This is a genomic window from Amycolatopsis ponsaeliensis, from assembly GCF_030182635.1.
Taxonomy (GTDB): domain Bacteria; phylum Actinomycetota; class Actinomycetes; order Mycobacteriales; family Pseudonocardiaceae; genus Amycolatopsis; species Amycolatopsis ponsaeliensis.
This window is the reverse complement of sequence record NZ_JAPZLD010000021.1, coordinates 90,223-102,859: the sequence shown is the minus strand read 5'-3', so window position 1 is coordinate 102,859 and position 12,637 is coordinate 90,223. Positions and strand designations below refer to the sequence as shown.

At 71.8% G+C, this 12,637-nt stretch carries 13 protein-coding genes; 3 read left to right on the top strand and 10 right to left on the bottom strand.

The window, feature by feature from the left end:
* The first annotated feature begins 2 nt into the window (after positions 1 to 2).
* Complete coding sequence (locus tag QQ657_RS29230) at positions 3 to 1,448, top strand: aldehyde dehydrogenase family protein (RefSeq protein ID WP_284745462.1); 1,446 nt, start codon at positions 3 to 5, stop codon at positions 1,446 to 1,448.
* On the opposite strand, the gene QQ657_RS29225 is transcribed toward QQ657_RS29230, so the two are convergent.
* The 3 genes from QQ657_RS29225 to QQ657_RS29215 all read right to left on the bottom strand — a co-directional run bounded on the left by QQ657_RS29225 (position 1,445) and on the right by QQ657_RS29215 (position 5,681).
* Positions 1,445 to 2,917 (bottom strand): FAD-binding oxidoreductase, encoded by a 1,473-nt coding sequence (locus QQ657_RS29225; protein WP_284745461.1) that lies wholly within the window; start codon positions 2,915 to 2,917, stop codon positions 1,445 to 1,447. The genes QQ657_RS29230 and QQ657_RS29225 overlap by 4 nt on opposite strands.
* A 172-nt stretch (positions 2,918 to 3,089) precedes the next feature.
* Positions 3,090 to 3,797: a maleylpyruvate isomerase N-terminal domain-containing protein gene (locus QQ657_RS29220; protein ID WP_284745460.1), complete on the bottom strand. Its 708-nt coding sequence runs from the start codon at positions 3,795 to 3,797 to the stop codon at positions 3,090 to 3,092.
* Between the two features lie 171 nt (positions 3,798 to 3,968).
* A complete protein-coding gene (locus tag QQ657_RS29215) occupies positions 3,969 to 5,681 on the bottom strand; it encodes a GMC family oxidoreductase (protein ID WP_284745459.1) in 1,713 nt (570 codons plus the stop codon).
* A 164-nt stretch (positions 5,682 to 5,845) separates the two neighbouring features.
* Here QQ657_RS29215 and QQ657_RS29210 point away from each other — a divergent pair, with 164 nt between their 5' ends.
* Positions 5,846 to 6,040, top strand: coding sequence for a DUF397 domain-containing protein (locus tag QQ657_RS29210; protein WP_284745458.1), 195 nt, complete (start codon positions 5,846 to 5,848; stop codon positions 6,038 to 6,040).
* Here the strand turns inward: QQ657_RS29210 and QQ657_RS29205 are convergent.
* From QQ657_RS29205 to guaB, 5 genes are all read right to left on the bottom strand, one after another.
* Complete coding sequence (locus QQ657_RS29205) at positions 6,024 to 7,157, bottom strand: GuaB3 family IMP dehydrogenase-related protein (RefSeq protein WP_284745457.1); 1,134 nt, start codon at positions 7,155 to 7,157, stop codon at positions 6,024 to 6,026. The genes QQ657_RS29210 and QQ657_RS29205 overlap by 17 nt on opposite strands.
* 76 nt (positions 7,158 to 7,233) lie before the next feature.
* Positions 7,234 to 7,719 carry a hypothetical protein gene (locus QQ657_RS29200; RefSeq protein WP_284745456.1) on the bottom strand — a complete coding sequence of 162 codons (486 nt, stop codon included), beginning with the start codon at positions 7,717 to 7,719 and terminating at the stop codon, positions 7,234 to 7,236.
* A 2-nt stretch (positions 7,720 to 7,721) separates the two neighbouring features.
* The gene (locus tag QQ657_RS29195; protein WP_284745455.1) at positions 7,722 to 8,249 is read right to left on the bottom strand and encodes a hypothetical protein; all 528 of its coding nucleotides are present in this window, start codon (positions 8,247 to 8,249) and stop codon (positions 7,722 to 7,724) included.
* Positions 8,250 to 8,322: 73 nt separating this feature from the next.
* Positions 8,323 to 8,766: a DUF3574 domain-containing protein gene (locus QQ657_RS29190; protein ID WP_284745454.1), complete on the bottom strand. Its 444-nt coding sequence runs from the start codon at positions 8,764 to 8,766 to the stop codon at positions 8,323 to 8,325.
* 72 nt (positions 8,767 to 8,838) lie between these two features.
* Entirely contained in the window at positions 8,839 to 10,350 is a 1,512-nt protein-coding gene (gene guaB / locus QQ657_RS29185) for an IMP dehydrogenase (RefSeq protein ID WP_284745453.1), read from the bottom strand.
* Positions 10,351 to 10,479: 129 nt separating this feature from the next.
* Between guaB and QQ657_RS29180 the strand changes: the two genes are divergently transcribed.
* Positions 10,480 to 10,875: a DUF5319 domain-containing protein gene (locus QQ657_RS29180; RefSeq protein WP_155548925.1), complete on the top strand. Its 396-nt coding sequence runs from the start codon at positions 10,480 to 10,482 to the stop codon at positions 10,873 to 10,875.
* 55 nt (positions 10,876 to 10,930) lie between these two features.
* On the opposite strand, the gene QQ657_RS29175 is transcribed toward QQ657_RS29180, so the two are convergent.
* The gene (locus QQ657_RS29175) at positions 10,931 to 11,869 is read right to left on the bottom strand and encodes an anti-sigma-D factor RsdA (protein WP_284745452.1); all 939 of its coding nucleotides are present in this window, start codon (positions 11,867 to 11,869) and stop codon (positions 10,931 to 10,933) included.
* Positions 11,870 to 12,442, bottom strand: coding sequence for a sigma-70 family RNA polymerase sigma factor (locus tag QQ657_RS29170; protein WP_026468912.1), 573 nt, complete (start codon positions 12,440 to 12,442; stop codon positions 11,870 to 11,872). It abuts the gene before it with no gap.
* Positions 12,443 to 12,637: the final 195 nt, after the last annotated feature.

Sequence of the window (12,637 nt, the reverse complement as noted above, 5' to 3'; positions counted from 1 at the left end):
GCATGGACATGATCACCCCCGAGCCGCGCCCCGCCTGGATCGCCGGCCGACCGGAGCCGGGCGCCACCACCCTCGTCGTGCACCACCCGTACGACGGCAGTGAGGTCGCCACGGTCGCCGTGCCCGGGCCGGAGCAGGTCGAACGCGCGGTCGCCGCCGCGGTGTCGGTCGCGAAGGAGCTGCGCGCCACCCCCGCGCACGTCCGCGCCGGCGCGCTCGAGCACGTGTCCCGGGTGCTCGCCGCCCGCGCCGAAGAGATCGCCGAAGTCATCACCGCCGAGAACGGCAAGCCGCTCAAGTGGGCCGAGGCCGAGGTCAAGCGCGCGGTGTCGGTGTTCCGCATCGCCGCCGAGGAGGCCCGCCGGTTCAGCGGCGACGTCCAGCGCCTCGACACCGACCCGGCGGGCGAGGCACGGCTGGCGCTGACCCGCCGCGTGCCGCGCGGGCCGGTGCTCGGCATCGCGCCGTTCAACTTCCCGCTCAACCTGGTGGCGCACAAGGTCGCGCCGTCGCTGGCGATCGGCGCGCCGATCATCGTCAAGCCGGCGCCGCGCACGCCGCTCTCCGCGCTGATCCTCGGCGAGATCCTGGCCGAGACGGACCTGCCCGAAGGCTCGTTTTCCGTGCTGCCGCTGGGAAACGACGAGACGAAGGCGCTCGTCGCCGACCCGCGGCTGCCCGTCGTGTCGTTCACCGGCTCGGGCCCGGTCGGCTGGTCGCTCAAGGACGCCGCACCACGCAAGCACGTCGTCCTGGAGCTCGGCGGCAACGCGGCGGCCGTCGTGCTGCGCGACTGGCCCGACCCCGAAGGCGCCGCGCACCGCATCGCCACCTTCGGCAACTACCAGGCCGGGCAGTCCTGCATCGCCGTGCAGCGGGTGATCGTGGACGCCGCCGTCGCCGACGAGTTCGTACCCGCGCTGGTGGAGGCGGTCGAAGCGCAGCGGACGGGCGACCCGTACGACCGCAACACCGACGTCGGCCCGGTCGTCGACGAAGCCGCCGCCGAGCGGATCGTCGCGTGGGTCAACGACGCTGTCGGCGCGGGCGCGAAGCTGCTCACCGGCGGCACCCGCGACGGCGCGACCGTGGCGCCGACCCTGCTCACCGACGTCCCGCCGGACACCAAGGCGTGGGCCGAGGAGATCTTCGGCCCGGTGCTCGCGGTGTCCGTTGTGGACGGTGTGGACGAGGCCTTCCGGTCGGTCAACGAATCCGCGTACGGCCTGCAGGCCGGCGTCTTCACCACCGACGTCCAGCTGGCTTTCCACGCGTCGGCGGAGCTGGAGGTCGGCGGCGTGATCATCGGCGACGTCCCGTCCTACCGCGCCGACCAGATGCCCTACGGCGGCGTCAAGGGCTCCGGCGTCGGGCGCGAAGGCGTCCTCGCGGCCATGCACGACCTGACGGAGGAGCGCGTCACGGTCTTCACCGGCATCGACCTTTAAACGACGACGCCCTGCCCGAACCGGAAGACGTTGAAGGGGTCGTACTTCTTCGCGATGTCCCCGAGCCGCTTCGCGTTGTCGCCGTAGTAGGCGGCCTTCCATTCGGGCAGGGCCGGGTCGATGTAGTTGACGTACCCGCCGCCCGCACCGGCCGCCGCGAGACCCGCGGCGACGTCGCCGACCGACTGCGTGACCTTCGCCCGGGTCTTCGCCGTCGCGGGCGCGTAGATCTGGACGCTGGCCAGCGCGTCGCGGTGCCAGAACGCCGTCGCGTCCTTCGCGGGCTCGCCGACCTTCCCGCCGAGGCCGTCGATGAGCAGGTCCATGCCCGTCCGGCCGTCGGCGAGGGCGACGACCTTCGCGGGGTCGACCGGGCTCGTGATGATCCGTGAGGACGCGACGAACGACTGCCGCGCCGAGCTGCCGGAGAAGTAGTTCATGGCACCGAGGAAGTCGAGGCTCTTCACGGTGCGCTGGGTCGGCCGCGCACCGGCGTTGGTGGTGAGGTTGTTCAGCAGCGTGTTCAGCGCGGGCGCGTTGCCGACGTAGCAGCCGCCGACGCGGCACTGGACCGGCGAGCCACCGGAGAGCACGATGTTCGCCCACAGCTCCGGCGGCATCGCGGCGATCCACTGCTGCCACGCGCCGAGCACGCCGGCCGCGGAACCGGCCGGGAAGTGCAGCGAGAACACCGTCAGGTTCGGCGCCGGATCGGTGTCGAAGGTGAACTCGGTGACGATGCCGAAGTTGCCGCCGCCCCCGCCGCGCAGCGCCCAGAACAGATCCGGCTCGGAGCTCGCGGACGCCGTCACCAGTTTGCCGTCGGCCGTGACGACCTGGGCGGAGCTCAGGTGGTCGCAGGTCAGGCCGTACTTGCGGGCGAGCACGCCGATGCCGCCGCCGAGGGTCAGCCCGGCGATCCCGACCGTCGGGCAGGAGCCGGCGGGCAGCGCGCGCCCGGCCGCCGCCAGGCCGGCGTAGACGTCCTTCAGCTTCGCGCCGGCGCCGATGACGGCCTGCGTGCCCCGGATGTCCACTTTGTTCATCGCGGCCACGTCGATGACGAGCCCGCTCTCGGGGACCGAGTACCCGGCGTAGCTGTGGCCGCCGCTGCGCGCGGCGAGCGTCAAGCGCCCGGCGGCGGCCTGGACGCAGGCCTGCACGTCCTCGGCGTTCCTCGCGCTCGCCACGGCGACCGGGTTGTTGCCGTCGAAGAGCGGGTTGAAGGCGCGCTTGGCGGTGCTGTAGCCGTCGCCGCCCGGGCGCACCAGGCCGCCGGCCAGCTTGGTGCGCAGGTCGTCCCAGTTCGGCGGGCCGGTGGGCAGCCGCGTGGCGGGCGGCGCGGACGTCGTCTCCGGCAGCGCGCTCGTCGAATCGGCGGGCGTCGCGGGGACGCCCGGCCCGCACGCGGCGGCGACGGCACCGGCCGCCGACACGCCCGCGACGCGCAGGAACGCCCTTCTGTCCATGTGGTCGAAGACGTGCGGCCGTCCGCCGGGTTGCCCGGTCACCGGGCCGGCCTGCTCACGCTGTCCACATCGGACTCCTCGCTGCCGGGGGACGCCTAGCTTAGGGCCGGACCCGGCTGTCCGCGCCCCTGATCGGTACACGGAGGACGGACGCGGTCAGTTCACGAGCACTTCACGACCAGGCGGGGATCCGCGGCACGTCGCCGTCGAGGCTCTCGCCGCCGGAACGTCCGCTCAGCCAGGCCAGCAGCTGCCCGCTCGTGCCGGTGACGGTCGCGCCGGGGACGGCACCCATCGTCCACTCCGAGTCGCCCGCGACCAGGCGAAGCGCGGGCAGGTGCGCACTCCGGGAGGTGATCGCGTGCTGGACGACGTCGCCGGCGAGCGGGCCGAGCAGGTCCAGGACGCGGTCGAGGTCGTACCCCCGGTCGAGGTCGGCGAGGTGGATGGTCAGCTCGGACACCCGCATCCGCGCGACGACGGCCCCGCTGACGGGCGCGCCCTGCCGGTTGCGGGCCTCCCGCGCCCAGGCGTCGTCCGGCATTCCGGCGGCGTACTCCTCGAAGCGCGCGGCCGACGCGACGAAGTCGGCCAGGATGTCGGCCGCCCCGCGCTGCGCCCCGACCTCGATGTCGGCTTCGCGAGCCTCGGGGCTGGCGTACATCGGCGTCTCGGCACCGGTGTTCGCCCAGGTCAGGAGGTTCTTGAGGCCATCGGCGTTGCGCGCGACGTGCGCGAGGACGTGGGCGCGCGACCACCCGGGCAACGCGCTGGGTGCGCGCAGCTCGGGCTCGCCGAGGCCACCGATGGCCCGCGCCCATTCGTCATCGAGCTTCCGTACCCCGTCGAGCAGCGCGTGCGCCTTCTCGGATGCCGTCACGGCCCCGAGTCTAGGACCGCCGCGGCGTCCGCCGGGAGAAGATCGCGGCGCCCGGCCGACCACCGCACCGCTCGAGCGTGGTCGCCCCGGCAAACGTCTTGAATGAGTCATTCAGGACCTCGCACGCCCTGAATGACTCATTCAAGACACCGGACGCCGCGCCCAGTCCGCCTACGAGGACCGCCGCAGGGCTGCCGGGGCGTCCGCCGGGACCGCGGGGTTCTTCGGCGCCACCTGCTCCAGCCGGACGTACGACGAGTCCTGCGCGGGCCGCTGGTCCGCCTCGCCCTTGTTCGGCCAGAACGAGAACGCCCGCTCGGCCTGGGCCGTGATCGTCAACGACGGGTTCACGCCCAGGTTGGCCGTGATCGCCGCGCCGTCGACCACAGACAGGCCCGGGTAGCCGAACACGCGGTGGTACGGGTCGATGACGCCCTCCTCGGCGGACGCGCCGATCGGGACGCCGCCGATGAAGTGGGCGGTCAGCGGGATGTCGAAGATCTCGCCCCACGTGCCGCCCGCGATGCCGCCGATGCGGTCCGCCGTGCGCTCGTTCGCCTCGTGGCCCGCCGGGATGAAGCTCGGGTTCGGCTCGCCGTGTCCCTGCTTCGACGTGTACTTGCGCCGGCCGAACAGCCCGCGCTTCGTGTACGTCGTGATCGAGTTGTCGAGGCTCTGCATCACCAGCAGGATCACCGTGCGCTCGCTCCAGCGGTAGCCGTTGAGCAGCTTCGCCGTCTGGACCGGGTGCTTGAACATGAAGCTGACGGCCTGCCGCCAGCGCGGGACCGGCGACGCGCCGTCGGTCGCGATCGTCTGCAGCAGGCTCATCGCGTTGCTGCCCTTGCCGTAGCGCACCGGCTCGATGTGGGTGTTCTCGTCCGGGTGGATCGACGACGTGATCGCGACCCCGCGGCTGAAGTTCCGGCTCTCGTCGACGTCGGTGCGGGCCGCGCCGATGATCGCCTCGGAGTTCGTGCGGGTCAGCTCGCCCAGCCGCCGCGACAGCCCGGGCAGCGTGCCGGTGTCCTTCATCTTGTGCAGCAGGTTCTGCGTGCCCCAGGTGCCGGCGGCGAAGACGACCTTCTCGGCCGTGATGGTCGTCCGGAACCGGCGAGACGTCGTCCCGGTCTTCTTCAGGTCGACCTCGTAGCCGCCGCCGACCGGGCGCACGGACGTCACCGTCGTCAGCGGGATGACCTTCGCGCCGTCCTGCTCCGCGAGGTAGAGGTAGTTCTTGACCAGCGTGTTCTTCGCGCCGACGCGGCAGCCGGTCATGCAGGCGCCGCACTCGGTGCAGCCGGTGCGCGCGGGCCCGGCGCCGCCGAAGTACGGGTCGGCCGCCTTCGACCCGGGCTTGCCGAAGTACACGCCGACCGGCGTCGGGTGGAAGGAATCGGCGACGCCCATGTCCTTCGCGACGTCGCGCATCACGACGTCCGATGGCGTGATCGTCGGGTTCGTGACCACGCCGAGCATGCGGCTCGCCTGGTCGTAGTGCGGCGCGAGCTCGGACTCCCAGTCCGTGATGTGCGACCACTGCTGATCGGCGTAGAACGGCTTCAGCGGCCGGTAGAGCGTGTTCGCGTAGACGAGCGACCCACCGCCGACACCGGCGCCCGCGAGCACCATGACGTCGTTGAGCATGTGGATGCGCTGGATGCCGTAGCAGCCGACCTGCGGTGCCCACAGGTAGCGCTTGAGGTCCCACGACGTCTTCGCGAACTCGTCGTCGGCGAACCTGCGTCCGGCCTCGACGACGGCTACCCGGTAGCCCTTCTCGGTGAGCCGCAGCGCCGCGACGCTGCCGCCGAACCCCGACCCGACCACGACGACGTCGTAGTCCGGGCCACCTGCACTGGTGGTGGTGTTACTGGCAGTCACACCTTGAGCGTAACCCGGGGTTCGCGTCCTGACCAGAGGTAAGTTACTGGCCAGTCACCCGTTCTGGCGCATCCAACGAGCCGTTTGTGGGTAATTATCAAAGTGCTCGATGTCCACGTCGGCGAGACCCGTCGGGCGGGACACGATTTCCGGGAGGGACCGCGATGGGCCCCCAGCAGCTCACCGGTTGGCGCAAGTCGAGCCACAGCCACTTCGAGGAGAACGCCTGCGTCGAGATCGGCGGCGGTCCGGGAGTGGTCGGCGTGCGGGACACCAAGCAACCCGTGCCCCGGCCGATCCTCGTCTACTCGACGACCGCCTTCGCCGCGTTCCTCGAGCACCTCACCGACGGACGGTGAGGCCCACCCGCTGGAACTCCTTGAGGTCCGAGTAGCCCGTCTTCGCCATCGCACGGCGGAGCGCGCCGAAGAGGTTCACCACGCCTTCCGCGTCGGACGACGGCCCGAACAGCAGGGTCTTGAGGTCGACGGCGTAGTCCGGCCCGGCAGCCACGCGCGAGCGCGGCAGTGACGGGTGCGCGGCCGCCGCCGTCCAGTAGAGGCCCTGGCCGGGCGCGTCCGACGCGGCGGCCAGCGGTGAGCCCAGCATCACGGCGTCCGCGCCGCACGCGATGGCCTTCGCGATGTCACCGGAGACCGTCATGCCGCCGTCCGCGAGGACGTGCACGTAGCGGCCGCCGGTCTCGTCGAGGTAGTCGCGGCGGGCGGCCGCGGCGTCGATGATGGCGGTGGCCATCGGGACGCCGATGCCGAGGACGCGGTCGGTGCTCGTCACGCCCGGGGTGTAGCCGTGGCCGACGATCACGCCGGCCGCGCCGGTGCGCATGAGGTGCATCGCCGTGCGGTAGTCGCTGACGCCGCCGGCGATCACCGGCACGTCGAGCCGGCCGATGAAGTCCTTGAGGTTCAGCGGTTCCGCGTCGCGCACCACGTGCTCGGCGGAGATGATCGTGCCCTGCACGACGAGGATCTCGACGCCGGCCGCGATCAGGTCCGGGGTCAGCTCCGCGGCGTGCTGCGGGCTGACGCGCGCGGCGACCGTGACGCCGGACTCGCGGACGGTCTTGATCGCCTCGGTCAGCAGGTCGAGCCGGATCGGCGCGGCGTGCAGCTCCTGCAGCACGCGCCCGACCGCGGTCGGGTCCTCGAGGTCCTCGGCCGCGCGGACCAGCTGGAAGATGGCGTCCTCGACGTTCGCGTGCCGCGCCCAGAGACCCTCGGCGTTGAGCACGCCCAGGCCACCCAGCTCGCCGACGGCGACCGCGGTGCCGGGCGAGACGATCGCGTCCGTCGGGTGCGTGACGAGCGGCAGGTCGAAGCGGTAGGCGTCGATCTGCCAGGAAGTGGACACCACCGAAGACGACCGGGTCCGCCGCGAAGGCACGATCTCGACGTCGTCGAGGTCATAAGCCCGCCGCGCGGTGCGGCCCATCCCGATCTCGACCAGGTCCCGCACGTGAAGCCTCCTCCGACGACGACAATCTGCCGTGCCCCATTGTCGCTAGTCCGCGTGGGTGACCCGCGCACGGGGGTTAGAACAGCAGCAACACAGGCAGTGCGCCCGCCACGAACCCGGCCGTCGCGGTCAACGCGGCCAGTGCGGGCCGGTCCGCTTCCGCGACACAGATCAGCGTGAAGACCAGCGCCATGACCGCGATCGCCGCCACGAAGACGCCGACGGCGACGGGCGAATTCCCGACCCTCACCCGATGACCGCCGGCCTCCACGGCCTGCACCGACCGCCCGAACTCGGAAACATCCAGGCGGACCGGCACTCCCGGCTCCAGGTCGAGGCTCGCGTCGCCCGAGTCGACCTCGAAGCGCTCGCCGGCCGCCGTGCGGAGGACGAGGTCGTACCGGTGGCCCGTCGAGCTCGAGTCGTGCTGGCCCCGGCTCTCGACGGTGGCTTCTTCCCGCTCGGCCGGTCCGCCCGCGTCGAGGACCCCCCACGTCCCGAGAGTCAGCGCGGCCCCGGCGATGGCCGCGCTCACCGCGGGGAAGACGAGTCTCCCGGCCACGGCTACACCCGCACGAACACGATCACCGGCGCGAGCACGGCACCCAGGGCCAGGGCCAGCCAGGTCGCCACCGGTGGATAGACGTTCAGCCGGACCGCGCCGAAGTACATGGCGCCCAGGGCGAGCAGGGCCGCGCAGATCAGCAGCACCGGCCGCACCACGCCGGGCCGCAGGTCGATGACGCCGCCGCCGGCGCGGAGGTAGGCGATGCTGCCGTCCGCCGTCGAGACGTCGAGCGCGACCGGCTGCCCGGCGGGCAGGTCGAGGTCGGGCCCGACGGCCGTGACGCGGTAGAGCCGGTTCCCGGCATCGACCGCGATGGTGTGGCTGACCGCGTCTTCGTCACCGCCGACGGGGAGCGCTCCCTGTTCGTGGGACACGATGTGCCCGTCGACGCGGTACGTGGGCGCGTCACGGCCGGCCAGCACCTGGCACATCAGGCAGACGATCCCACCGAGGAACAACGACACCAGCGCGACGGCCGTGAAGAACACCGTGCGCAGCGCCCGCGTGAAGCGGCTGACCGTCATGCCCCCAGTGCACACTACGACGGCCACGGAAGGCGATAGGCCGATTACCGTAAGCACGCTAGGTTACGGAAACTCAGAAGGAGACCTTCTCCACGGAGTCCGAACGCAGTACCGACTCCTGCTGGAACTGCTTTTCGTAGTCGGCACGCAGGCCTTCGATCTCCCGCTCGGCATCGCGATCGGCGAACGGGTAGAGCAGTACCACCACATGGGTGTGTTCCCGCACGATCACACCGGAGCCGCCACGCCATTGGCCGCTGCCGTCGAGCCGGGTGAAGCCGTCCGGGAAGGCCGGGGTGATCTCCCGGTCGGAGAACGCGGCGAACTCCTTGTCGGTCACCTCGGTGCCGTCCGGCTTGCCGGTGCCGAAGAACAGCTCGGTGCGCTTCCAGAGCTCGCCCGGCGACTGCTGGACCTGCGGTGCCGCCGGGGTGTCCGACGCCGACGCGGCCGCCCCGCCGCCGAGGACCGCCGCGGCAGCTGCGGTCGCGGCGAGAGTCCGTCGTGAGATCGCCATCCGTTCCCTCCCTGGTCGGTGCGTCCGAGTCTCTCGGGCACGCCGACCAGGGGGAACGGCCGATGGGGCGGACTAACGCGTCGTGTAGTTGGGGGCCTCGACGGTCATCGTGATGTCGTGCGGGTGGCTCTCCTTGAGGCCGGCCGCGGTGATGCGGACCAGCTGGGCCTCCTGCAGTTCGGCGATCGTGTTCGCGCCCGCGTAGCCCATGCCCGAGCGCAGGCCGCCGACGAGCTGGTGCACGACGTTGGCCAGCGGCCCGCGGAACGGGATGCGGCCTTCGATGCCTTCGGGGACCAGCTTGTCCTCGCTCAGCACGTCGTCCTGGGCGTAGCGGTCCTTGGAGTACGACTTCGCCTGACCGCGCGACTGCATCGCGCCGAGCGAGCCCATGCCGCGGTAGACCTTGAACTGCTTGCCGTTGACCAGGATCAGGTCGCCGGGCGACTCGGCGGTGCCGGCCAGCAGGCTGCCCAGCATCACCGTGGAGGCGCCGGACGCGATCGCCTTCGCGATGTCGCCCGAGTACTGGATGCCGCCGTCGCCGATCACCGGGACGCCCGCCGGGCGGCACGCCTGGTCGGCCTCGTAGATCGCGGAGATCTGCGGGACGCCGACGCCCGCGACGATCCGGGTGGTGCAGATGGAGCCCGGGCCGACCCCGACCTTGACGCCGTCCGCGCCCGCGTCGACCAGCGCCTGCGCGCCCGCCCGGGTCGCGACGTTGCCGCCGACGATGTCGACCGCGTCGCCGAGCTCCTTCTTCAGCAGCGAGACCGTCTCGACGACCGCGCGGGAGTGCCCGTGCGCCGTGTCGACCATCAGGACGTCGACGCCCGCGTCGGCCAGCGCCATCGCGCGCTTGTGGCCGTCCGGGCCGACGCCGACCGCGGCGCCGACGATCAGGCGGCCGTCCGGGTCCTTCGTCGCCCTCGGGTACTGCTCGGTCTTCACGAAGTCCTTGACCGTGATCAGCCCGCGCAGCTTGCCCGCGCCGTCGACGATCGGGAGCTTCTCGATCTTGTGCCGGCGCAGCAGGCCGAGCGCGGCGTCCGCGGACACGCCGACCTGGGCGGTGACCAGCGGCGCCCTCGTCATGACCTCGGACACCGGGCGGCTGTGGTCGACCTCGAACCGCATGTCGCGGTTGGTGATGATGCCCACCAGCGCGCCGGACGCGTCGGCCACCGGGACCCCGGAGATGCGGAACTTCGCGCAGAGGGCGTCGACCTCGGCCAGCGTCGCGTCGGGCGAGCAGGTGACCGGGTCGGTGACCATGCCCGCCTCGGACCGCTTCACGACCTCGACGGCGGCCGCCTGCTCGTCGATCGGGAGGTTGCGCTGGAGCACGCCGATGCCGCCCTGGCGGGCCATGGCGATCGCCATCCGCGCCTCGGTGACGGTGTCCATCGCGGCGGAGACCAGCGGGATGCCGAGGGTGATGTTCCGGCTCAGCCGGGTGCTCGTGTCCACCCCGCTGGGCACGACGTCCGATTCGGCGGGCAGCAGCAGCACGTCGTCGAAGGTCAGGCCGAGCATGGCGAACTTGGCCGGCATGGGGGCGGTGATGCCGTCGCTGGTCATAGCGGGTGAAGGGCCTTCCTGACGCGGGATGAGCGGGGTCGCTGTGGCGACTCGGAGCCTTCCCCTCATGATATCCGCCGCGTGGGCCCGGCCCGGGCGGTGGGCGAGCCGTGGGGACCGCCCGGTACCGTGCAGGCCGTGGCGCATGATGTCCTGCCTCCAGACCCGTTCGCGGACGACCCGGACGACCCGGCCCGGGCGTTCCTCGTCGACGAGGACCGGCTGGACGAGCCGATCAGCGACTCCGAACGCACCGAGCTGCTGGCCGATCTCTCCGATCTGGCCGTCTACCAGGCGCTCCTCGAGCCTCGCGGGGTCCGCGGGATCGTCGTCGACTGCGGTGAGTGCGACGAACCGCACTACCACGACTGGCACCTCCTGCGGGCCAGCCTGGAGCAGCTGCTGGCCGACGGGCGGATGCGCCCGCACGAGCCGGCCTACGACCCGAACCCCGGCGACTACGTGAGCTGGGACTACTGCCGGGGCTTCGCCGACGGCGTGACGGCCAACGAAAGCGCCTACTGACCCACGAAGAAGCCCTGGTGAGCAAGCTCACCAGGGCTTTTCCGTGTCTTGAGTCCTACTGACCTTCGCCGACGCTCTGCTGACCGGCGGACTCGCTGCGTCCCGTGTTCGTGCCGGGGTCGTTGCCGCTCGCGGCCGTGGTGCTCGGCGGCGGCTCCGTGGTCGGGGGCGGCGGCTCGGTGGTCGGCGGCGGGGGCGTCGGGGTCGGCGTCCCGGTGCCCGGCAGGCTGGTCGTGCCGCTGCCGCTGCCCGGGATGGACGTCGCCGAGCCGGCCGGCGGCACCTGCGACGACGTGACTCCGCCGGGCGGGACCTGCGGCGAAGAAGTCTGGATCGGGCCCTGGACCGGCGCGTCCGGGTTCTGGAGCTGCGCGGCGAGCTGCCGGTGCTGCTCCATCAGCTGGTCGCGGTTGTCCTCGTCGCTGACCTGCGACAGCGCGGCCTGAGCGGCGTCGAGGGCTTCGCGGGCGGCGTCGAGGTTGCCGCCGGCGATGGCCAGGTTCGCCTTCTCGAGGTCGAGCTTCGCGTTCGCGGCCGCCTCGACCGAGCGGGTGTGATCGGAGTAGAGGACCTTCGCCAGGCCCCACAGGGTGTCGCCGGGTTGCGCGGAGCGCGCGGCCAGCCCGGTGCCGGTGAACGCGATCGCCAGCACGGCGGCGGCGACGGCGACCGGGACGAGCAGCCTGCGGCGGCGTCCGCTCGAAGCGTGCTGCTTCGCGAGACTCGCGGTGGTGACGGTCCGCACAGCGGTGTCGACGTCGACCAGTTCGGCCAGTGGCTCACTGTCGATGTCTCTTCGCCACGCCACCAGCAACGCGTTGAGCTCCTGGTCGCCGAGACCGTCGGCAAGCGCCGGGTCGGACCCGCCGAGAGCGTCGAGCAGCGCGTCGTCCGCTTGGACCGCCGACAGATCGGCGGCGAACTCCGCCTCCGACGACGACAAGCCACTGGCGAACACGTCGTCGGGCTCGTAGCCCTTCTCGTGACCGGTCACTCAGATCACCTCCTCCGCGGCCAGGACCTTTCTCAGCCGCGCGAGGGCGCGGTGCTGGGCGACGCGGACGGCGCCGGGGGTCGACCCCACGGCGTCCGCGGTCTCTTCCGCCGACAGTCCGACGACCACCCTCAGCACCACGATCTCCCGCTGCTTGTCCGGCAGCACCTGCAACAACTGGGACATCCGCTCGTTCAGTTCACCTTGCAGCGCCCGCTGCTCGGGACCGACCCCGCCTTCGACCTCGTCGGGGATCTCGGCCACCGGCTCGGCCCGGTTGCGCGCCGCCGCGCGGTGCGCGTCGGCCACCTTGTGCTGGGCGATCCCGTAGACGAAGGCCAGGAACGGGCGGCCTTGGTCGCGGTACGAGGGCAATGCCGTTAGCACCGCGAGACACACCTCCTGCGCAACGTCGTCCGCCGAAGCGAAGGATCGCTCCTGCCTGCCAACCCGGGCGCGGCAATACCGCACTACCAGTGGACGGATAGCAGCCAGCAACCGCTCCACTGCCTGGGGATCTCCCTCGACAGCAGCGGCGACCGGTTCATCCAGTCCATCCCCCACATTGGCCATCGCAGACAACAGTCCCAGTGTTACGCGTAGGTGTGCAAAGAACCCGGCCCGTGGTCGCCTCCGCCTCGAACCGGTGACCGCTACCGTACCTTCGGCCGGCTTCGGACCGGCGCGCGCGGTGCTCCCCGGCGCGCCGCACCGCCTGGAGGCGCGGAAATACGGATTATCGTGCAGGCCCGCGATCGATATCGTCGA

Excerpts from the sequence above, each read along its gene's own strand:
- guaB (WP_284745453.1), bottom strand. The coding sequence starts at position 10,350 with ATGACCAGCGACGGCATCACCGCCCCCATGCCGGCCAAGTTCGCCATG.
- QQ657_RS29190 (WP_284745454.1), bottom strand. The coding sequence starts at position 8,766 with ATGGCGATCTCACGACGGACTCTCGCCGCGACCGCAGCTGCCGCGGCG.
- QQ657_RS29195 (WP_284745455.1), bottom strand. The coding sequence starts at position 8,249 with ATGACGGTCAGCCGCTTCACGCGGGCGCTGCGCACGGTGTTCTTCACG.
- QQ657_RS29225 (WP_284745461.1), bottom strand. The coding sequence starts at position 2,917 with ATGGACAGAAGGGCGTTCCTGCGCGTCGCGGGCGTGTCGGCGGCCGGT.
- QQ657_RS29170 (WP_026468912.1), bottom strand. The coding sequence starts at position 12,442 with ATGGCCAATGTGGGGGATGGACTGGATGAACCGGTCGCCGCTGCTGTC.
- QQ657_RS29230 (WP_284745462.1), top strand. The coding sequence starts at position 3 with ATGGACATGATCACCCCCGAGCCGCGCCCCGCCTGGATCGCCGGCCGA.
- QQ657_RS29210 (WP_284745458.1), top strand. The coding sequence starts at position 5,846 with ATGGGCCCCCAGCAGCTCACCGGTTGGCGCAAGTCGAGCCACAGCCAC.